Here is a 20,704-nt window from a genome sequence, read left to right on the forward strand (position 1 = left end):
TTAAGCCGACAGTTCACGCAACATATTTAAAGATTCCTGCATAACCCTTTTTTTAACTGTTTCAAAATCGCCGTACTGTCGGCAGCCTGCCGCTCTGACGTGGCCGCCACCATTTAGTTTACCGGCAAGCACACTTACGTCAAGGCTTTTTGAGCGGAATCCGACTTTTACCTCATTCTCGTTTTCAACGTAAAATAATATGCCCAGCTCAACACCTTCGATATTACGCGAATAATTTACAATGCCCTCGAGATCATCCGTAGTCGCTCCGCTGCGTTCCCTTACATCCTTGCTGATTGTCATCACGGCAATTTTTCTCTCTTCGTACATTTCAAGGCTGGCCAGCGCTTCCTTCAAAAGGATATAGAATGACAATGGCCTTTCATCAAACATACGTTGAGAAAGAGCCCCTGGACTTAGACCGTATTCAAGAAGCGATGAAACAACCCGGTGTGTATCGGGTGTAGTATTGTCATATTTAAAAGATCCGGTGTCAGTCGATATAGCTACATACAGTGCTTCAGCGATTCCGGCATTTAATTTAACACCGACATCATGCAGGATATGAAAAACTAATTCTCCTGTTGCCGAGGCGTTCGGATCAACCAGGTTTAAATGTCCAAAGCGCTGATTAGTAACATGGTGATCAATATTGATTATCTGCCTGCTCTTCAGAACCGTTTCCTTAAATATCCCAAGTCTGTCCGGATCGCTGCTGTCAAGTACAACAACCGTTCGGTTATGATCTTCCAGCATATCTTCATGCCTGACATCACCGGAGCCGATCATGAACTCATACTTGCGTGGAATATGCCCCGGCGTAAACATGTCGATCTTCTTGCCGATAAGTCGCAGACCGGCCCCCATGGACAAAAGGGAACCTATACTGTCCCCGTCCGGCAACATATGTGAAATCAGGTAAAATTCCTTTTCATTTTTTAAAACATCAATTATCTTTTTTCGATCCTTCGTCATCGGTCTTCTCATCCATTTTTAATGATTTTATAACACTGTCGATATGGGCACCGTATTCAATCGAATTGTCAAGGTAAAAATTGACCACAGGTGTATAACGGAGCCTGATTCTTTTTCCGATTTCACTGCGGATAAATCCTGATGCCTTGGTCAATATCTGCAGCATTTCTTCTTTTTCCTCTTCAGTGCCATAAACACTTACATAAGCCGAGGCATAGCGTAGATCTCTTGACAGTTGAACTTCGGTTACACTGGTTATTCCGGCTATGCGGGGATCTTTTAATTCCGAGCTGATAATCTGGCTTATATCCTTTTTAATTTGCTCAGCAACCCGTCGGACTCTGTTTTCCGACATTTAAATTACCTCCCCGGTCCGATCTGTAAAGCATCTGAATCTATTTTCTAACGGGCCACCTGTTCCATGACATATGCCTCTATAATATCACCTTCATGGAGATCATTATAATTCTCCAACAATATACCGCATTCAAATCCGGTCAATACTTCACGCACATCATCTTTAAACCTTTTCAATGAACCTATATGCCCTGAATCGAGCACTACCGTACCATCTCTAATTACCCTGATCAGTGCATTCCGGGTAATCTTTCCTTCTGTGACATACGATCCGGCAATACTGCCCAACCGGGAAACTTTGAAGACCTGCCTTACTTCAGCCTGCCCCAGAATTACTTCTTTCATAACCGGTTTGAGCATCCCGGTAACAGCTGCTTTAATGTCTTCAATCGCTTCATAAATAATCCGGTAAACCCTTATATCAACCCGATCCTGTTCGGCCAGTTTCCGTGCATTGCCATCCGGGCGTACATTGAAACCGATCACAATGGCATTGGAAGCGGAGGCTAACATTACGTCTGATTCATTAATCGCTCCTACTCCTGTATGGATCACCTTGATTTGAACCTCGTCGAGGCTAAGCTTGAATAAGGCATCCTGAAGCGCTTCAACCGAACCCTGGACGTCACCTTTTAAGATGAGATTAAGGTCTTTAACTTCTCCCTCCTGAATCTGGTTGAAGAGATCATCCAGCGTAACCCTCTGAACTTTTTGGGTAGCCTCTTTTATCTTAACCGCTCTCTTTTCAGCAACCTGGCGGGCGATTCGATCATCGCTGACCACCTGAAAAATATCACCGGCCATGGGTACATCGTTCAAGCCCTGAATTTCAACCGGAGTTGAAGGTCCGGCAGTTTTAATCCTATCGCCCCGGTCGTTGATCATCGCTCGCACCTTACCGGCGATAGAACCGCAAATAACCGAATCTCCAATATTTAAAGTACCATCCTGCACCAAAACGGTAGCAACCGGACCTCGTCCCCGATCCAACTTGGCTTCGATTACTGTGCCGCGCGCAGGACGCTCCGGACATGCTTTCAGTTCTCCCACTTCTGCCAGAAGTAAAATCATCTCCAACAATTCATCAAGGCCATCGCCACGAATAGCACTGACATTGACAAATATTGTATCTCCACCCCAGTCTTCAGGAACCAGTCCATGATCTGAAAGCTGCTGCTTTACTTTTTCCGGATTTGCATCCTGTTTATCGATTTTATTGACAGCAACCAGAACAGGGACCTGGGCAGCTTTTGCATGGTTTATAGCTTCAATTGTCTGCGGCATTACACCATCATCGGCAGCAACGACCAGAATAGCTATGTCGGTTACCTGAGCTCCCCGGGCTCGCATCGAGGTAAATGCCTCGTGCCCTGGTGTATCGAGGAAAACAATCTTTTTATCATCAACCTGGACCTGGTATGCTCCGATATGCTGGGTTATCCCGCCTACCTCACCTGCGGTAACATTGGCATTTCGGATAGCGTCAAGCAGAGAAGTCTTTCCATGATCAACATGCCCGAGAACTGTAACAACGGGGATCCTTAAAATCTCAATACCCTCACCGTCTTCACAAACCGCCAGGAGTTCTTCTTCGATCGGATCTTCTACATAATTGAGGTCATAACCATACTCTTCTGCAACGAGCTCGATCGTTTCCGGGGCAAGCGACTGATTTATGTTGGCCATAACCCCGTTTTCCATAAGATAATTAATGAGCTGAGCCGGAGTTATATCAATTCTTCCGGCCATTTCGGCAACTGTAACCTGCCCTTCCAGTTTTATCTTCGGTCGCTGGGCTTTGAGCATAGCTGCTCTTTTCTCTTCCTGAATTGCTTTTCTCGCTTTTCTACTTGGAGGAACCGGTTCAGACTCGATTGTTTTTTCTTTCTCTTTTTCTTTCTCTTTCTCTTGCTCTTTCACTGCCACTTTCTCTTTTTTCTTGCTGACAGTTTCTGCTTTTTTAGGTTTTTCCTGGATTTTGACAGTTTCAGGTTTAATTTTTTGATCAGTTTTACCGGTCAGGATGGCGATAATCTTTTTTGCATCTTCATCACTCACCGTGCTCATATGGTTATTAACCTTTATATCCATACCTTCCATAACTTCAATTAATTTTTTACTGTTAATTCCCAGTTCCTTCGCCAATTCATATACTCTTACTTTACTCATTTACAACACCTCCATCAAATGAGCCCTCCCCATAATTATCCCGCAGCTTTAAAAATTATTCATATTTGGCCAGTAGTGTTAAAATGTCCTTAACCACTTCTTCCGATAAGGGATGCTGCAGGTTTCTTTCCAATCGTTTTCCTTTCAGCGCTTTATTAAAACAAACCTCCTGTGAACAGATATATGCCCCCCTGCCGGCTTTTTTACCGGTCAGGTCAAGCGCTATTTCACCTTCCGGAGTTCTGACAATCCGAACGAGTTCCTTTTTCGGTTTCTTTTCCTGGCATCCGATGCAGATCCTCAGGGGAATTTTTCTCTTCTTAATCATCTTCTTCCGGATCCTCCCCAGGCAACTCTTCGCCTTCGGGTTTATCCGCTGCTTTTTCTTCGGCTTCGTCTGATTTGCTCTCATCAGCTAATGCAACGGTTTCTTCAACCTCTTCTGAAATCAAATCCACTTCTTTTTCAAATTCATCAGTTTCCCTGTCCTGGTCAGAAGAAATGTCCTCTGAAAGTCCAATTGCCGATAGCCCTTTTTCTGCGTGCTGGCTTTCACTCGATATATCAATCTTCCAACCGGTAATTTTAGCAGCCAGCCGTGCATTCTGCCCTTCTTTGCCGATTGCCAGTGATAGCTGGTTATCAGGGACAACTACAGTGGCTGTTTTACTTTCAGAATCAAGAATAACCTCGGCAACTTTTGCCGGACTGAGTGCGTTCGCAATGTATTCTTCTGACTGCTCACTCCATTTGACGATATCGATTTTTTCACCCTTTAGCTCGTTACTAATTGCCTGAACCCGACTTCCCTTCGGGCCAACACAGGCACCTACAGGATCAATATCCTGATTATTAGAAATTACTGCCAGTTTTGAACGGTGCCCTGACTCACGTGCCGCCGCCTTGATTTCAACTATACCTTCGTAAATTTCCGGCACTTCCATTTCAAACAGCCTTTTCAGGAAACCAGTATGGGTTCTCGATACAATTATCTGGGGCCCTTTTGTAGTTTTCTTTACTTCCATAATATAAGCTTTCACCCGTTCACCCTGTCGGTAACGTTCATAAGAAATCTGTTCATCAACGGGTAAAATGGCTTCAGTCCTGCCCAGGTCGATAATCACGTTTCTCTGTTCAAACCTGCGCACCAATCCGGTAATCACTTCTTCAGTTCTATCTACAAAGCTTTCAAAGATCAGTTCCCTTTCTGCTTCTCTGATTCTCTGAATTACTACCTGCTTTGCAGTCTGAGCAGCTATCCTGCCGAATTCTTTCGGTGTCACTTCCATTTCAACAATATCACCGATCTGGCAGCGGGGATCGTAGACCTTTGCTTCATAAAGGCTCACTTCCTGCTGATCTGACTCTACTTCTTCAACAACTTTCAGTTGAGAAAATACCTTTATATCTCCCGTATCACGATCGATATTTACCCGTACTGCCGGTGCAGACTGGAAGTTTCTTTTATAGGCTGAAATTAAAGCAACCTCAAGCGCTTCAAAAAGAACTTCCTTGCTGATCCCTTTCTCTTTTTCCAAAGCTTCAAGTGCTGCAAAAAGGTCTTTATTCATTTTTTGGAATCCAACCTCCCTTCCGACTATTTTTTAAAAAGTTTCTTTTCTCGGGGCCGGTATACCAGAGGTTTGCCCTGGTGATAGATAATAGGGGGACTTTTATTTCATCACCGTCTACCGTTTTTATTCTGACCCAGTCGTCCCCGGTTTCGATAAGTTCTCCGCTTAATTTATTATGCCCATCAAAAGAGTCTGTTGTTCTCAGTTTAACTTTTTCACCGATAAAACGTCTGAAATGTTCTATTTTTCTTAAGTGACGCTCCAAACCCGGTGAGGATACTTCCAGGGTATAGGCATGCTCTATAGGATCACGCCTGTCCAGCAGATCAGACACTTCCCTGCTTACCAGCTCACAGTGCTCTATATTTATACCGCCTTCACGGTCAATGTGGAGATGCAGTAACCCATGCTTACCCGCGGCATATTCAAGCTGGATAAGTTCAAAACCCAGATCTTCCACCAGCGGTTCAATTAATTTAATCAACATCTCCCTTGTCTCTTCCCTGCTCACCGGATCACCTCTTCTTTTACCTGAAAAAAGAGAAAATCTAAAGCTGTATTTTCCCCTACTAACATGAAAGAGTGGGAAATCCCACCCTTCGCCGAAAAAACATTTACCGAAATTAATTTACCACAAAAAACATCAAAAGGCAATAATATAATAAGGTTGGATATTTTTCAATCAGGCAGGAAATAAACTATTTGTTTCGTATTAGTCATTAAGCTTAGTCTTATTATAGAGGTGCTAAATGATGCCTTTCAGGATTGTGGAGAGAAAGTTCTCAGAAAACGAAAACCTACCGACAGTTCTTTTGGCCAATATATATGGATCACCAAGTGTTCAGTGTAACCTGGATAAAATGGATAAGATAATTGAGATTGCTCATAATAAAAATGTTAATATAGTTGTTTTTCCGGAGCTCAGTGTAACAGGGTATATCTGGAATACAAAACATCAAGAACAGATTACCGATCTATTGGCAGAAGGCGAAAACAACAGGATTAGATCATGGCTGAAGAATGTCAGGAACAGCCTGCATAGCAACGCTAACAGATTGGAGTATATAATTTACGGCAATGTTAGAAAAAGGTTAAACAGCTATTTTAACTGTGTTTTTATTCTATGTCCTGAATTCGATTACCGTAGTGAGGATAAGATTTACGCCAAAGTATTTTTAACTCCTATTGAAAAAACATATTTTAGACAGGGAACTGATAAAAGACTCAGTATCGATACCAGGTGGGGCAAATTTGGTTTTTTGGTCTGCTACGACCTTTGCTATGTTGAACTTCCACGTCAGTATGCTTTTATTGACAACGTTGATGCCATAGTGACTATCGCTGCCTGGCGCTCTCAGGCAATCAGGGAATATTCTAACATGAATATCCGGACCGACCACTATTATGGATTTCTATGGGATCTGATGAATTCATCAAAGGCTGCGTACAATCAGGTCTGGAGCCTCGGTATTAACTGGGTCGGGCGTCATCAAAAAGGCAAGGAATACTTTTGGGGGGGAAGCGGAATATGGGCCCCCTCGGGGATGAAACTTCTTCAGGCATCTAACATTAACGAGGAACTGTTGATTATCAGAAACGTTGACATTAAAGAGCAGAGCATTAAAGAAAAAGATGATTTTAATTACCGTATAGACTTCGAACATTTTTACCGTAATCTTGTCTACAAAGATTAACTCCCTACTATAATAATTTTGCATATTTGATAAGTATTTTTAAAAGTGCACACCATTAATTCCCATTTTGCCTCTATCCCCTTTATTTTTAGCTCTATATTGATTTCTTAAATCTGGCATTAATATTGCTTAAATATTAATTGTCACTTAAAAGTATATTTATAGAACAGTAAAAACCGCGAAAAAAGGAGAATTTTTAATGTTTAAGCACTGGAAAGGCAGCAACCTTAGAGTTCTTTCCGAAAAAGATATCACTGCAATCCATGAAGCAACAGTGAACCTGTTAGAAAATACCGGAATTAAAATGCATAATGATCGCGCCAGGCAAATTTTTTCTGATCACCATGCGAAGGTGGATCATGATAATCAGATCGTAAAAATTCCCCGGTCGATGCTTGAAGAAGCTATTGATTCAACACCTTCTTCGTTAGTCCTTTGCGGAAGGGAAGAGAAAAATGACCTTATTCTTGAAGGTGCCAATGTATACTTAGGAACCGGGGGAACCGTCCTCAACACACTCGATCTTGAAAATGGCAGGAAGCGTCTTACTGAGGTTAAAGATGTGGCAGGTTATGCAAAGCTGGCAGATGCTTTAGATAATATTGCTTTTTTTGTAATCAATTGCTACCCCAGCGATGTTAAAACAGAAAATGTTGATATTAATCGCTTCTATCATGCGCTGGCCAATACTTCAAAGCATGTGATGGGTGGCATCTACACCATGGAAGGTTTACTGGCAGTGATCGAAATGGCAGAACAGATAGCCGGTGGATCAGAAAAACTGCGCCAACGCCCCTTTGTCTCCTTTATTACACTAATGATGAGCCCACTAGTTATGGAAGTAACCTATACCGATTTTTTAATTGAAATCGCCAGAAGAGGTCTCCCCGTAGCCACTCCCTCAGAACCTCTGGCCGGGGCGAATTCACCGGTTACCCTGGCAGGAACGATCACTTTAAATAATGCAGAATCGCTGGGTGGACTTGTTCTGGCGCAACTGGTGAACAAAGGCACTCCGACAATCTATGGATCAACATCCAGTATCATGGATATGCGCACCGGGACCTATATGGCTGGAAGTATTGAGTCAGCTTTGATAAACGCCGGATGCGCTCAAATGGCCCAATATTATAAAATACCTGTTTATGGTACAGGCGGCATGTCCGATTCAAAAGTTGTTGATGCCCAGGCCGGTTATGAAAGCGCAAACACAGCGATGGTGGTGGCTCTTTCAGGATGCAACTACATCCACGATGCATTCGGTCTTCTGGAATTCTGCACAACTCTTTCCTATGAAAAAATGGTTATTGACAACGATTCCGTTGGTATGATTCTTCGGGCTGTTCGTGGTATAAAGGTCGACAAGGAAACTATCGCAAACGAAGTTATTTCAGATGTTGGTCCGGGAGGTCATTTTCTGGATCACCCCCACACGGTCAAACATGTCCGGGAAGAGTTTTATTTTCCCCGCCTCTCCGACCGACAGCAGCGCAGCGTATGGGCTGAAGAAGGCTCGAAAGATACATTCGAGAGAGCACGTGAAAAAGCAAAAGAGATCCTTGCCGGCCAAAAAGCACCGGGATTTTCTGAAGACCTTGAAAATCTTCTATTTTCCAGGAACAGGGGACTAAAAAAACTTTAGTTATTGGGAGGTTTTATTTTGTTAAAAGGTACCTATGCAAACTTCTATCAACCTCTTTCCATAAATGATATAAAGGCTATACACGAAGCTTCCATGCAGGTACTATCCAAATCCGGATTGCTTATTGATAATAAAAGAGCCCTGCAGTTATTTCATGAAAAAGGTGCTCGTGTGGACTTCACCCACAAACTGGTTCAACTAGACGAGGATTGGGTGATGAAATACTTAAATAAGGCTCCGGCAAGGATTACTTTATATGGACGGGATGAGAATAATAATCTTGTGGTTGAACCGAACCGAGTTTATTTCGGCACCGGGGGAACGGCATTGAATATTCTTGACAGAAAATCCGGTAAGCGCAGACCTTCAGTTTCCAGTGATATTGCCGATATAGCCCGTCTCGTTGATGCTCTGCCAAATATTCACTGGTATTGTTTACCATTATATCCGAATGAATGCCCCAAAGAAGAAGTCGATATTGCCAGGTTTTATCACGGTTTGAAGAACACCGGCAAACATGTTATGGGTGGCATTTACGGTGGTAAAGAAGGAGCCAGGGATGTGATCCGGCTTGCTCAAATATTCGCCGGCGGTGAAGAAAATCTGCGGAATAATCCCTTGATCTCTGTTATATGCAGTACAATCAGCCCTTTAAAGATGGACACCCGCTATGTTGATTTTATCTTTGATCTTGTTAATGCAGGAATTCCTATTGCTACTTCCTGTGCACCCATTGCCGGTGCCACCGCACCGGTTACCCTTGCCGGCAGTCTGGTCCAGATAAATGCGGAGGCTATTTGCGGCATATTATTGACCCAGGTTATTAAAGAAAGCGCTCCTGCACTTTACAGCACTGTTCCCACTACTGCAAACATGAAAAACATGGATTTTCTCTTCGGGGCGGTGGAAAACGGTATTATGAATGCGGCCTGTGCGCAGCTGGCTTCCTTTTACAACCTGCCTATGTACTCAACCGGTGGAGTTACCGAGTCCAAAATTTTCGATATCCAAAACGGTTATGAAAAGTGTATGAATAACCTTCTGCCGGCGATAGCCGGAGCTCAGCTGATACATAATGCAGCCGGTCAAATCGATAGTAGTATGACAGTCGCCTATGAACAATATGTCCTCGATGATGAAATAATTGGTATGGCCCTTCGTGTAATGGAGGGAATTCGCATCACTTCTGACACCCTTGCATTGGAAGAAATATGTAAAGTTGGCCCGGGTGGCAACTATCTGGCATCTGATCATACCGTAAGAAATATGCGCCATGAACTCTTTATGCCAAAAGTCGCAGTTCGGACAAATTATGCAGCCTGGTTACGAGAAGGGAAAAGGAATGCTATCGATTTTGCCCGCGAAATAACCGATCAAATATTAGAAGATCATTATGCTCAATCGCTGCCTGAAAATACGGAGAGCGAAATTTTTATGAATTACCCGTTTCTGAAAGAAGGTGAATGAAATAAGCATCTATTATTAAAAAATGGATTCTAAGAGTCTCTCATATGCTCTGCAAGCGTCTGGTTGCATAAATTGTGGTCTCTTCGTAAATACTTCTTAATCGGCAATATACTGCAGATATGCTTGCATATATGCAGTTTGTGCATGATTTGTGTATATGAGATGATTGTCTTACAGTTTAATTATAATCAGCAAATAAACAATATATCGCATAAAAGTCAAATTATCCTCGCAGTTTTATTCTTAACTGGTTATTCCTTTTTCTGGGTTATATCTCTGACACAGATCTAGCGACTTTAGTTTAACCAAGTCAGTTCTAATATTTTTCAATCGTTTGTACCTCATATAAAACGGGGAGGGTGGTTCAAAGGTAAATGGCAGAGCAACTTATTTTGCTTGGCAGCAAAATGTACTGTACATTTTCAAACTTCATAGTTCAGCAAACTATGGCAACTCCGTCGACTTTTTCGAGAGTCATTATTTATTTACAAAGGCGAAGCGACTTAGTTTGGGAATTGATGGTTGAGCACATCTGGTTAGTGCTGGTTTCAATCGGTATTGCTGTGGTTATATCGGTGATTGTTGGAGTAATGATCAGCTATAAAAGCAGTCTGGCTGTTTCCGTCCTCACAGTATGCCAGATTCTAATGACCATACCCAGTATGGCTATGTTGGCTTTTATGGTTCCCCTGTTTGGGATCGGTTTCACCACCGGGGTGGTGGCTTTAATTCTTTACAGTTTGCTGCCGATTGTGCGCAATACTTACACGGGGATTAAAGAGATAAGCCCGGCGATAGTTGAATCTGCAGTTGCCATGGGCATGACTGAATGGCGGGTTTTAACAAAAATTAAGATTCCGCTGGCCAGGCCGGTGATCATGGCGGGTATTCGCACGGCGACAGTTATGATCGTCGGTATTGGAGCTATTGCTGCTTATGTTGGCGCCGGAGGGCTGGGCGAGTTAATATTTCAGGGTATTTCGCGTTCCAACGAACCGATGATCATCGTCGGAGCTTTGGGTGTGTCAATTATAGCCCTGGCTTTTGATTTTATTTTATCATGGGGTGAACGGAAGCTGATTGCCATTGGTAAAACGGGGGAGGCTAAGTAATGATAAAACTGGAAGGCTTAACAAAAAAATTCCCGGGTTTACAAAACCCTGCGGTTAATAACCTGGACCTTGAAGTAAAAGAGGGAGATATTTGTGTATTAGTCGGACCTTCAGGATGCGGCAAAACAACAACGATGAAGATGATTAACCGCATCCATGAGCCTACAAGCGGTTCGATTCATATTAACGGAAAAGATGCTTTGAAAATGAGCCCTATCAAGCTCCGCCTCGATATCGGTTACGTGATCCAGGAAATTGGCCTTTTCCCGCACCACACTATCGAAGAAAATGTGGCTACAGTACCAAACGAAAAAAAATGGCCAAAAGAGAAAACCAAAAAGAAAGTAGCTGAAATGCTAACCCTGGTTGGTCTCGATCCGGAGATCTATGGAAAACGCTATCCATCAGCACTGAGCGGTGGCCAGCGACAGCGTGTTGGCGTAGCCAGGGCCATGGCTTCCGACCCGCCAATTATGCTGATGGATGAACCTTTTGGAGCAGTTGATCCAATTACCAGGGCTCGCTTGCAAAATGAATTTTTAAGGATTCAGGAAAGAATCAGCAAGACCATTGTTTTTGTTACCCATGATATCGACGAAGCGATCAAGATGGGAGATACCATTGCTGTCATGCAGGAGGGGAAATTAATTCAACACGCTACACCAAATGACTTGCTCAGTACTCCTGCCAATGAATTCGTGGCCAACCTGGTAGGCCGTAACCGCTCAATTAAAAGGCTTCACCTAATACGCATACGTGAAATTTTAAAAGATGTTGATCGCATGAAACCAGCCACCGAAGATATGCCGCTGGATGATTTGAAGAAGAGGCTGGAAGAAAGCGAAGTGCGTTCCGTGATGGTTGTTAATCGGGATAATCGGTTAAAAGGAATCATCAGTGTTGCTGATCTGAAGCGGAAAGCGGGTGAAGTGGCTGCCGATTATATCCAGGAGGTCGATCACTCTGTAACCAGCGATGCCACATTGAACGATGCTTTGTCGGTGATGCTCGAATGCGGCGAGGGTTTTGTAGCAGTGGTTAACGAAGATGACCAGTACCAGGGAACTATAACCTTGGGTGATCTGCTGAATGTTGTGAAGGAGGATGTGTAAACCATGACTAAACAGCTATGGCGCTGGGTCATCCTCCCGCTGATTTTGATCTCCATCGGCGTGGTTATCGTTGTTTACACGGTTAATAATCCCACCGATTCCCTGGTTGCTCGTGCCCTTACCTACAACAATGTTTTAAAGGGGCTGCGGGAGCATCTGCAATTGATGGTTGTTTCGATGTTTGGCGCTATTATTTTCGGTATTTTAGTAGGCATTATGCTTTCAAGGCCTAAACTTTATTATCTTGGTCGTGGAGTAGAAAATGTCGTCAACGTGGGTCAAACTATTCCAAGCCTGGCGATCCTGGCTCTCTTTTTTACTATTTTGGGACTCGGTTTCAGGGTGGCTGTATTCGCGCTGTTTCTCTATTCCATCTTACCGATCCTGCGCAACACTTTTGCCGGTATTATCAATGTCCCGAAAAGTATAATTGAATCGGCAGTAGGCATGGGTATGAGTCCTTTTCGGGTCCTCACAAAGATAGAACTGCCGCTTGCCTTCCCAATTATCGTGGCCGGAATCAGAACCGCGATTGTGGTCAATGTCGGTGCAGCTACACTTGCCACCTTTATCGGTGGTGGCGGCTTCGGAGACCTTATCGTAACCGGCCTCTCACTGCGCCGGGATATGATTGTCTTTACCGGTGCCGGACTGGCGGCGCTTACCGCTATCATTCTTGATTATTATATTGCCAGAATTGAAGAAAACCTGGTTAAGTGGGTTGGTTAAAATATAAATTTGGCTGTTTTCTTTAGTAGGTAAAATATAAGGGGGTATATGTTTTATGACTTTGAAACGTTTTGCTTTATTTTGCTTGATAGCGCTGATGATTGCCGGTTTATTTTTTGTAGCCGGCTGTCAGCCTGAAGATGAAACCGTTGATGTTACTGTTGTTGTCGGTTCAAAAGAATTTACCGAGTCTCTTATTCTAAGCCAGCTTGCAATCCTGGCGTTGGAAGATAAGGGGTTTACAGTAGTTGATGAGACAGGTCTCGGCGGCACCGTTATAGCACGGGAAGCCCTTGAAGCAGGAGAAATTGATCTTTACTGGGAATACACCGGAACAGCTTTGGTAAATTATTTCGGTTTTGATGTTATTACAGACCCTGAAGAATGCTACCAGTTGGTAAAAGCAACCGATTTGGAGCAAAACGGACTGGTATGGCTCGATTACACTCAATATAATAATACATACGTTATTATGATGCGTCAGGCTGATGCCGAAGCCCTGGGAATTGCATCAATCAGTGACTTGGCAGCGGCAATCAACGAAGGCGTTGATGCGCCTGATCCGGGTAGTTGGATTTTTGGTAGTAACCATGAATATTCGACCCGTGACGATGGTTTTCCGGGTTTACTCGAGCACTATGGGTTTGAATTTGATAGTGTGGACGTTATGGATTATGGAATTCTTTACACAGCTTTGAGAGATGGAGATCTTGCTTGTGCTATGGGTTTTGGTACCGATGGACGAATAACTCCATTTAATTTAGTTATTCTCGAAGATGACCAATACTTCCATCCGGTCTACAATAGTTCTCCTGTTATCCGTCAGGACAAATTAGAGGAGGCACCGCAAATTGCCGATATATTGAATCCCATAGCCAGTGCTCTTGACAATGAGAATATGTCGAATTTGAACCGGTTAGTTGATGAGGAAGATTACCTGCCCGAAGAAGTTGCCGAGGAGTGGTTACGAGAGCAGGGCTTTATTAACTAACCATATTCATGATTTACCAAAATGAATTTTAAAAGACATTGCAGGTAAGTAATTAAGCAAGAAAACAGCCGTTTCAGGGGCAGGCATTTAACAGGTGCTTGTCCCTGTTTTATAGTGACCTTAATGACATAAAAAGAATTATGTACTGTTAAGCTTAAGCTTACGATACAATGTGGTAATGCTGATTCCCAGTTCAGCAGCGATCTTTTTCTTGGCTGCCAGTGACGTTCCGTATTCGCTAATCAACTTTTCAATATGATCAGCTTCCCATTCCTTGCTTTTCTGCTTCAGTTTCTGGCCATTTAATTGCTGTAAATCATTTGTTAACAACCAGCGGGGCAAGCTATTATTTTTTAGTGTTTTACTATTCTCAAAATTAACTGCATACTCAACAACGTTTTCCAGCTCACGAACATTTCCGGGCCAGTCATAGTTATAAAATATTTGCTGTACATCCTGCTCAATCGTAAAAATGTTTTTACCCATCAGAAAGCTGTATTTCTCCAGCAAATATTCCGCTAACAATAAAATATCTTCCCGACGTTCGCGCAAAGCAGGAAGTAGAAGTGGGATAACATTGAGACGATAATATAGATCACTCCGAAAAAGACCTTCCTTTACCATTGACTCAAGGCTTTTGTTGGTTGCGGCGATTATGCGAACATTAAAACGGTAGTCCCCTGTTCCACCAACCCTTTCGAAGGAGCTGCTTTCCAAAACTCTCAGAAGTTTAGCCTGAAGCAGCAGCGGCATATCGCCGATTTCATCAAGGAAAAGTGTTCCCCCATCTGCAAGCTCGAACTTACCGGGTTTTCCACCTTTACGGGCACCTGTAAACGCTCCTTCTTCATAACCGAAGAGTTCACTCTCGAGTAATGATTCCGGGATTGCGCTGCAGTTTATTACCTGGAAGGGCCCGCTTCCAAAGGGACTGGCTTTATGTATTGCCCTGGCAAAAAGCTCTTTTCCCGTGCCGCTTTCACCTCTTAAAAGAATTGTAGATCTGCCGGCGGCAATAATTTTAGCTTTTTCAATCAGGTTGCGGATTATCATACTTTCACCACAAATATCTTCGAAACTAACTTCTTCATGTCGACTGGCCAAACTGTCGGCATAGCGGGTAATAGTTTTAATGTCGTTAAAAGTCATAACAGCGCCTACTATAGTGCCATTTAACATAATCGGGAATGCAGAACAGGCAATTTTCAATGCAGATAACTCATTTGCATAGCTTATTTCACTTTTGAGCTGTGCCTTGCATGTACTGATAACTGAAGGTATTGGCGAATCTGGAAATAAATTCTGAATTAATTTTCCAGTGAAGTAATCGCCATCTATGTTTAATAGTTTTTCCGCTGCTTTATTAATATGTGAAATAGATGCATCGGCATTAACGGCAACGATCCCTTCGTTTACTGAATCGATAATCGTCTTAAGATGTTTTTCACTGCTGGCTGCCCTGCTCACTGCTTCATTCAACTGCGCCTGACCGGCAATCAACTCTCCCATTCTTGAAATGAAGTCTATAAAACGGGCTTGCCCGGATAGCAGGATCCGACGCTGATCTTCATCAAAGCTCAGCAGGCTGATTGTTCCGATTGTTTTCCCCTTTCTACTGACGGGACATACAAGAGCGGCCGTACAAAAACAATTCTCTTTTATTTTGCAATGCGCACATAAATAATGTGAGCCCGGCCTGTCAATTGTGCAACTTGTTCCGCCCTCAATAATATATTTTGCAACATGGGCTGTCTCCTGTTTGAAACCTATCTTACTTCTGATTCTTCCTGTTGCTCCGACGACAATGAGATTTTCATCGAATATTTCTACTTCCATATTTAGTGCAGAAGCTATCGCTTCAGCTATTTCCTGGACGACTAATTGTATTTTCTGAAGTTCACTTAAAATATTAAGCACCCCTCTCGCCTGATTTACTCTACAATAATTTCTTCGCATTATTGAAAATTACCTTTGCATTATTGATATTTTTTAATAGAATTGGAACATTATTTTTAAAATTTATTAAAGGTGATATTCTGTAAGAATATTTAAGAGGATGAATTTAAAACTTTTTACTACCCGGAAGATGAGACTTCGAAGCTTTCGACTCTATTTTCAGGACATATCTTAAGATTTCCCAATACATCCTTACCCGGGCAAGGATGCCTTTCCAGAAACCAAGTTTTTCCTCTTTCATCACATGAGAAAGGTCGGGAAGTTGGACTATTTCCACTGCAACCTGCTTTTCTTCTGCATATTGGTGAAGGGCAACTTCGATACCGAAGCGTGACAAGTTAAGATCTGAAACATTTTCAAGCAAATCACGTCTTATAGCCCTCTGGCCGGACAAAAAAGGAGCCATTTTTTGGGCAAAATCGGTTACGGTTCTTCCCTTCTCAAAAATTCCGACTGACATCTCGGCTCTACCCTCAATTACCGGTTCCAGGAGAGATTCGATATGTTTAATGTTCAGTCCGATCAAATCGGCATCAATAATTAAAATTACTTCTTCCCGGCAGTGATCCAGCCCGACTTTAATAGCGCCACCCTTACCACGGTTCTCCAGCAATTCTATGATTTCCACATTGTCAAAAACTGAAGCGGCTTCTACAGTGCGGTCTTCAGAACCATCGCTAACAACGATAATCCGATCAACCAGGGAAGTATGCTGCAGGGCATAAATCACTTTGCCGATTGTTTGCTCTTCATTATATGCCGGTACAATCGCCGCTACTTTCATTTTGGTCCTCCCTGCTTCTTTTGCCGGTTATAACGACCTGTTTCATTATCAAGCTCTTCTTTAAGAACTTCAAGTAATTTCTCCTGTTTTACTGTTTTTACAACTTTCCCATGTTTGAAAAGCATACCTCTTTTTTTCCCCGCACATATACCGATATCGGCTTCTTTGGCTTCACCTGGTCCATTTACAGCACAGCCCATAACGGCCACTTTAATTGGTATGCTGTAGTTCTTAAGAAGCTGTTCTGCTGAGTTTGCCAGGTTGATCAGGTCTACCGTGCACCTGCCGCATGTAGGGCATGCGATCAATTCCGGTCCAAATATCCGTAATCCAAGGGACTGAAGAATACAGCGTGCTGTAATTACTTCTTCAACCGGCGATGCTGTTAAAGAAATCCTGATGGTATCACCGATTCCTTCAGCCAGTAAGGTCCCTGTCCCGATTGCTCCCTTAATAATGCCGGTTTGTATTGTCCCTGCTTCTGTGATACCAATGTGAAGTGGATAATCCCGTTTCTCGGAGAATAAGCGGTAGGCGCTAATCGTTGTGTAGACATCGGAAGATTTCAAAGAGACTACAAAGTTGCTGAATCCATCAGCTTCGAGCACTTCCAGGTATGCGAGAGCAGATTCAACCAACGCTGCTGAATATGGCCCCCCGTATTTTTGCAGAATTTTTTTATTCAACGAACCGGCATTAACGCCAATTCTGATCGGAACCTTATACTTATCAGCCATCCCGGCCAGTTCAAGTAATTTACCTGTCCCACCGATATTTCCGGGGTTAATTCTGATTTTCGCTGCACCGTTCTCTATAGCCATGTACGCCAAACGGGCATCAAAATGAATATCAGCAACCAGAGGTACAGGACTGCCGGCAACAAGTTTTTTTAACGCTTTTACCGCATTTTCATCAGGAATGGCCACCCTGATCAGCTCACACCCGGCTTCGGCCAGTTTAAAAATCTGTTCTCTGGTTTTCCCAACATCAGAAGTGTCAGTACTGGTCATCGACTGAATTACAACCGGCGCACTTCCACCAATTATCAACCCACCGACATGAATGCTGCGGGTTAATTTCCGTTTAATTTTATCCACACCCATACACCACTTCTGATTTAATTTCCGGGAAGAATGTCAAAACGTAAAAGATCCTGGTAAGTAATGAATAATATAAGCAGTATAAGCAATGCAAAACCGATAAAGTGGATAAATCCTTCTTTTTCCGGATCGATTTTTTTACCCCTTACAGCTTCGATCAGCAGGAAAAACAAGCGTCCACCATCTAAGGCCGGAATCGGTAATAAGTTCATAATTCCAAGACTGATACTGATCAATCCGGTTAACATCAGCAGGTTTACGAAACCGGTTTGAGCTACCTCTCCTATAACAAAAATTATCCCCACCGGTCCGGCAACATCAAGAGGTGCCTGGCCGGTTACAACCTGGTACATGGAAACAATGATCAGCATAAAACGATCGACGCTGGTCCGCAGAGAGCTGAAAAATTTATACTTGTGGATTTGCGGCCCTATACCGATCATTCCCCTACCTGATTCTTCATCCAGCTGAGGAGTAAGAATTATTTCCATTTCCTGACCATTTCGTTCTATTTCCAGGATGATTTCCCGATCCGGTCGGGCGGATATTAAAGTAACTACATCATCCCAGTCAGCAACCGGCAAACCGTCGATTGTTCTGATCAGATCCCCCTTTGCAAGACCGGATACTTCAGCAGGTGTATCCTCAATGATATAGCCGACTTGCGAAACATCGGTAACGGGAACACCGACTATAAAGAAGAAAATGATGAAAAAAACAACTATTGCCAGCAGCAGGTTCATTCCGGCCCCCGACATTAGAACCGCAGCCCTGCTCCAAACCGGTTTCTGAGGAAAACTGTCGGGTTCGGATGACTCATTTGGTCCTTCACCCAACATGCGGCAGAAACCGCCAAGTGGAATTGCCCTCAGTGAATAGTCAATTTCATTCTTTCGCCATCCGAATATTTTCGGGCCGAAGCCGATCGCAAGTTCCAAAACCCGGATTCCGGTCCATCTGGCAACAAAGTAATGGCCCAATTCATGGACCAGGATAAGCAATCCAAATACAAATACTGATGCGATAAAAGTTTGCACTCTTATTCATTCCTTCCTGACAACTTTGAAATTATTTCGTAAGCTTTTTTCCGTGACCAGCTATCCGCTCTGTAAATATCTTCTGATTCCGGTTTGAGAACTGAATCATGTTCCTGCATTGTCAAACTGATTACTTTCGGTATATCGGTAAATTTAATTTTTTCTTTCAAAAAATTTTCAACAGCAATTTCATTGGCGCCATTTAGGACTGTCGGTAATGTTCCTCCAGTACGGGCAGCTTCGTAAGCCAGATCAAGGCATGGAAAAGCATTTCGGTCGGGCTTCTCAAAGGCCATCGCTTTTCCTACCGGATCAAATCTTTTAAAAACTGTATCCCTGCGTTCAGGAAAAGTTAACGCATACTGAATCGGCAGACGCATGTCCGGCATCCCCAGTTGAGCTAGAATAGATCCATCTATATATTCTACCATAGAATGAACGATACTTTGTCGGTGAATTACTACTTCTATTTTTTCAAGATCTATGCCGAACAACCATTTTGCCTCAATTACCTCTAAACCTTTATTCATTAATGTTGCCGAATCAATGGTAATTTTACTGCCCATCTGCCAGTTAGGATGTTTAAGAGCATCATCAGGCGTAATACTCTCAAGTTCAGAACCTGGTCGTCCGAAAAAAGGCCCTCCTGATGCTGTAAGGTATATTTTACTTACTTCACTGATCGGTCGTCTGCCCATACACTGCCATATTGCAGAATGCTCACTATCAACAGGATATATTTTTTCCAGGCTGAGCAATCCTTCCCTCTTCAGAATTTCTCCTCCACATACAATTGATTCCTTATTCGACAGCGCTACGGTTTTTCCTAATTTAAGAGCTGATAAAAGGGGTTTAAAGCCGCTGAAACCCACCTGAGCCATAACAATCAAATCTGCCCCGGGCCATACCGCAGCTTCTTCCTGTCCTTCTGGTCCTGACCCGATCCGGCATTTACCAGAATCGATCAGTTTTACAAGGCGGGAAGCAGCATCCCGGTCATTCAGTGCCGCAAATTCTGGCTCGAACTTTTTAATCTGTTCTGCCAGCCGGGTTTCATTTTTGTTTGCAGTAAGAGCTACAACCTTGTACCCGGATCCCAGTGCATCAATCACTTCAAGAGTCTGTTCGCCTATAGAGCCTGTTGAGCCCATAATTGCTATACGTTTCATTGATAAACTCCTTAGAACAGGTTAACCAGGAGAAAATAGTAATAAACAAATGGTGCTGCAATCATTAAACTATCAAAACGATCCAGTATGCCCCCATGCCCTGGGATCAACTCACCGGAATCCTTAACCTGAAACTGTCTTTTCAGGGCAGATTCCAGAAGATCACCAATCTGGGAGAAAACTGCAATGCCCGTCGCAAGGATAATTGCTTTTAACGGGGAAAGCATGATTAAGTCAGGGTAAAATAGCGCAAAGATGAAGAAGATGACTGCTGTTCCAATTATCCCGGCCAGTGATCCTTCAACTGATTTTTTAGGGCTGATTTGAGGAGCAAACTTGTGAGAGCCCCAATTTATACCGATAAAGTAAGCAATAGTATCATGTATCCAGACCCCACCAAGTAGAATATACGTAAATATAATCCCTTCAGGCAGAAGCCTTAACATCAACATATAACCAAGCAGACCGCCTATATAAATTATACCCCACATCGACAGCGCTGAATCTGCAACACTGATCCGGTCCATTCTGAAGAGAGCTGCAACAAAAAGAAAAAAGAATAATAATATCAAAGAGGGGAAAAATAGAACCTGTTGGCCTAAAAAAATAAGTACAATAATAAGGGTTACCCCTAAATGATTTAACAGAAAAGGAACTTGATAATCCTGACTCTGCAAAAGGTTGTTGTATTCCAATATCCCGAGATTCGCGACAAGTAATAAAAAAAGAGCGTAAAAAGGACCCCCCAGGTAGACCAAACCAAGAATTATCGGTATCCCGATCAGGGCAGACAATATCCTCAGGTATAGCATATAAAACCACCTTTCATCCCTTTA

At 43.0% G+C, this 20,704-nt stretch carries 19 protein-coding genes; 7 read left to right on the plus strand and 12 right to left on the minus strand.

What is annotated here, in order from left to right:
• From SCJ97_05455 to rimP, 6 genes are read right to left on the minus strand one after another with little or no spacing between them, the layout of a single operon-like run.
• On the minus strand, nucleotides 1–975 hold the full coding sequence (locus SCJ97_05455; GenBank protein ID MDW7739489.1) for a bifunctional oligoribonuclease/PAP phosphatase NrnA: 975 nt from the start codon (nucleotides 973–975) through the stop codon (nucleotides 1–3).
• Nucleotides 947–1,330: a 30S ribosome-binding factor RbfA gene (gene rbfA, locus SCJ97_05460; protein ID MDW7739490.1), complete on the minus strand. Its 384-nt coding sequence runs from the start codon at nucleotides 1,328–1,330 to the stop codon at nucleotides 947–949. The genes SCJ97_05455 and rbfA overlap by 29 nt, the downstream gene beginning before the upstream one ends.
• Before the next feature lie 47 nt (nucleotides 1,331–1,377).
• Complete coding sequence (gene infB, locus SCJ97_05465; GenBank protein MDW7739491.1) at nucleotides 1,378–3,501, minus strand: translation initiation factor IF-2; 2,124 nt, start codon at nucleotides 3,499–3,501, stop codon at nucleotides 1,378–1,380.
• 55 nt (nucleotides 3,502–3,556) lie between these two features.
• Nucleotides 3,557–3,826 carry a YlxR family protein gene (locus SCJ97_05470; protein ID MDW7739492.1) on the minus strand — a complete coding sequence of 90 codons (270 nt, stop codon included), beginning with the start codon at nucleotides 3,824–3,826 and terminating at the stop codon, nucleotides 3,557–3,559.
• Nucleotides 3,822–5,072: a transcription termination factor NusA gene (gene nusA / locus SCJ97_05475; protein MDW7739493.1), complete on the minus strand. Its 1,251-nt coding sequence runs from the start codon at nucleotides 5,070–5,072 to the stop codon at nucleotides 3,822–3,824. The genes SCJ97_05470 and nusA overlap by 5 nt, the downstream gene beginning before the upstream one ends.
• A complete protein-coding gene (gene rimP, locus SCJ97_05480; protein MDW7739494.1) occupies nucleotides 5,065–5,586 on the minus strand; it encodes a ribosome maturation factor RimP in 522 nt (173 codons plus the stop codon). Before rimP ends, nusA begins: the two co-directional genes overlap by 8 nt.
• Before the next feature lie 241 nt (nucleotides 5,587–5,827).
• Here rimP and SCJ97_05485 point away from each other — a divergent pair, with 241 nt between their 5' ends.
• From SCJ97_05485 to SCJ97_05515, 7 genes are all read left to right on the plus strand, one after another.
• Entirely contained in the window at nucleotides 5,828–6,769 is a 942-nt protein-coding gene (locus SCJ97_05485) for a carbon-nitrogen hydrolase family protein (protein MDW7739495.1), read from the plus strand.
• A 199-nt stretch (nucleotides 6,770–6,968) separates the two neighbouring features.
• Nucleotides 6,969–8,411 (plus strand): trimethylamine methyltransferase family protein, encoded by a 1,443-nt coding sequence (locus SCJ97_05490; protein ID MDW7739496.1) that lies wholly within the window; start codon nucleotides 6,969–6,971, stop codon nucleotides 8,409–8,411.
• An 18-nt stretch (nucleotides 8,412–8,429) separates the two neighbouring features.
• Nucleotides 8,430–9,878: a trimethylamine methyltransferase family protein gene (locus SCJ97_05495; GenBank protein ID MDW7739497.1), complete on the plus strand. Its 1,449-nt coding sequence runs from the start codon at nucleotides 8,430–8,432 to the stop codon at nucleotides 9,876–9,878.
• A gap of 374 nt (nucleotides 9,879–10,252) precedes the next feature.
• Nucleotides 10,253–10,990, plus strand: a complete 738-nt coding sequence (locus SCJ97_05500; GenBank protein MDW7739498.1) for an ABC transporter permease — start codon at nucleotides 10,253–10,255, stop codon at nucleotides 10,988–10,990.
• Nucleotides 10,990–12,102: a betaine/proline/choline family ABC transporter ATP-binding protein gene (locus tag SCJ97_05505; protein ID MDW7739499.1), complete on the plus strand. Its 1,113-nt coding sequence runs from the start codon at nucleotides 10,990–10,992 to the stop codon at nucleotides 12,100–12,102. The genes SCJ97_05500 and SCJ97_05505 overlap by 1 nt, the downstream gene beginning before the upstream one ends.
• Before the next feature lie 3 nt (nucleotides 12,103–12,105).
• On the plus strand, nucleotides 12,106–12,831 hold the full coding sequence (locus SCJ97_05510) for an ABC transporter permease (GenBank protein ID MDW7739500.1): 726 nt from the start codon (nucleotides 12,106–12,108) through the stop codon (nucleotides 12,829–12,831).
• Nucleotides 12,832–12,886: 55 nt separating this feature from the next.
• Entirely contained in the window at nucleotides 12,887–13,822 is a 936-nt protein-coding gene (locus SCJ97_05515; GenBank protein MDW7739501.1) for a glycine betaine ABC transporter substrate-binding protein, read from the plus strand.
• 138 nt (nucleotides 13,823–13,960) lie between these two features.
• Here SCJ97_05515 and SCJ97_05520 read toward each other — a convergent pair whose 3' ends face one another.
• From SCJ97_05520 to SCJ97_05545, 6 genes are all read right to left on the minus strand, one after another.
• On the minus strand, nucleotides 13,961–15,739 hold the full coding sequence (locus SCJ97_05520; GenBank protein ID MDW7739502.1) for a sigma 54-interacting transcriptional regulator: 1,779 nt from the start codon (nucleotides 15,737–15,739) through the stop codon (nucleotides 13,961–13,963).
• 145 nt (nucleotides 15,740–15,884) lie between these two features.
• Nucleotides 15,885–16,562 (minus strand): glycosyltransferase family 2 protein, encoded by a 678-nt coding sequence (locus SCJ97_05525; protein ID MDW7739503.1) that lies wholly within the window; start codon nucleotides 16,560–16,562, stop codon nucleotides 15,885–15,887.
• Entirely contained in the window at nucleotides 16,559–17,665 is a 1,107-nt protein-coding gene (gene ispG, locus SCJ97_05530) for a flavodoxin-dependent (E)-4-hydroxy-3-methylbut-2-enyl-diphosphate synthase (GenBank protein MDW7739504.1), read from the minus strand. Before ispG ends, SCJ97_05525 begins: the two co-directional genes overlap by 4 nt.
• 14 nt (nucleotides 17,666–17,679) lie before the next feature.
• On the minus strand, nucleotides 17,680–18,699 hold the full coding sequence (gene rseP / locus SCJ97_05535) for an RIP metalloprotease RseP (GenBank protein MDW7739505.1): 1,020 nt from the start codon (nucleotides 18,697–18,699) through the stop codon (nucleotides 17,680–17,682).
• A 2-nt stretch (nucleotides 18,700–18,701) separates the two neighbouring features.
• On the minus strand, nucleotides 18,702–19,868 hold the full coding sequence (locus tag SCJ97_05540) for a 1-deoxy-D-xylulose-5-phosphate reductoisomerase (GenBank protein ID MDW7739506.1): 1,167 nt from the start codon (nucleotides 19,866–19,868) through the stop codon (nucleotides 18,702–18,704).
• 11 nt (nucleotides 19,869–19,879) lie between these two features.
• Nucleotides 19,880–20,680 (minus strand): phosphatidate cytidylyltransferase, encoded by an 801-nt coding sequence (locus tag SCJ97_05545; GenBank protein ID MDW7739507.1) that lies wholly within the window; start codon nucleotides 20,678–20,680, stop codon nucleotides 19,880–19,882.
• Nucleotides 20,681–20,704 lie beyond the last annotated feature (24 nt).

It is taken from the genome of Bacillota bacterium, assembly GCA_033549065.1.
Classification (GTDB): Bacteria; Bacillota; Dethiobacteria; order DTU022; family DTU022; genus JAWSUE01.

What these genes read in the sequence shown, in the direction of transcription:
- SCJ97_05455 (MDW7739489.1), bottom strand. Translation starts at nt 975, where the DNA reads ATGACGAAGGATCGAAAAAAGATAATTGATGTTTTAAAAAATGAAAAG.
- rbfA (MDW7739490.1), bottom strand. Translation starts at nt 1,330, where the DNA reads ATGTCGGAAAACAGAGTCCGACGGGTTGCTGAGCAAATTAAAAAGGAT.
- infB (MDW7739491.1), bottom strand. Translation starts at nt 3,501, where the DNA reads ATGAGTAAAGTAAGAGTATATGAATTGGCGAAGGAACTGGGAATTAAC.
- nusA (MDW7739493.1), bottom strand. Translation starts at nt 5,072, where the DNA reads ATGAATAAAGACCTTTTTGCAGCACTTGAAGCTTTGGAAAAAGAGAAA.
- SCJ97_05485 (MDW7739495.1), top strand. Translation starts at nt 5,828, where the DNA reads ATGCCTTTCAGGATTGTGGAGAGAAAGTTCTCAGAAAACGAAAACCTA.
- SCJ97_05490 (MDW7739496.1), top strand. Translation starts at nt 6,969, where the DNA reads ATGTTTAAGCACTGGAAAGGCAGCAACCTTAGAGTTCTTTCCGAAAAA.
- SCJ97_05500 (MDW7739498.1), top strand. Translation starts at nt 10,253, where the DNA reads ATGGCAGAGCAACTTATTTTGCTTGGCAGCAAAATGTACTGTACATTT.
- SCJ97_05505 (MDW7739499.1), top strand. Translation starts at nt 10,990, where the DNA reads ATGATAAAACTGGAAGGCTTAACAAAAAAATTCCCGGGTTTACAAAAC.
- SCJ97_05510 (MDW7739500.1), top strand. Translation starts at nt 12,106, where the DNA reads ATGACTAAACAGCTATGGCGCTGGGTCATCCTCCCGCTGATTTTGATC.
- SCJ97_05515 (MDW7739501.1), top strand. Translation starts at nt 12,887, where the DNA reads ATGACTTTGAAACGTTTTGCTTTATTTTGCTTGATAGCGCTGATGATT.
- SCJ97_05525 (MDW7739503.1), bottom strand. Translation starts at nt 16,562, where the DNA reads ATGAAAGTAGCGGCGATTGTACCGGCATATAATGAAGAGCAAACAATC.
- ispG (MDW7739504.1), bottom strand. Translation starts at nt 17,665, where the DNA reads ATGGGTGTGGATAAAATTAAACGGAAATTAACCCGCAGCATTCATGTC.
- SCJ97_05540 (MDW7739506.1), bottom strand. Translation starts at nt 19,868, where the DNA reads ATGAAACGTATAGCAATTATGGGCTCAACAGGCTCTATAGGCGAACAG.
- SCJ97_05545 (MDW7739507.1), bottom strand. Translation starts at nt 20,680, where the DNA reads ATGCTATACCTGAGGATATTGTCTGCCCTGATCGGGATACCGATAATT.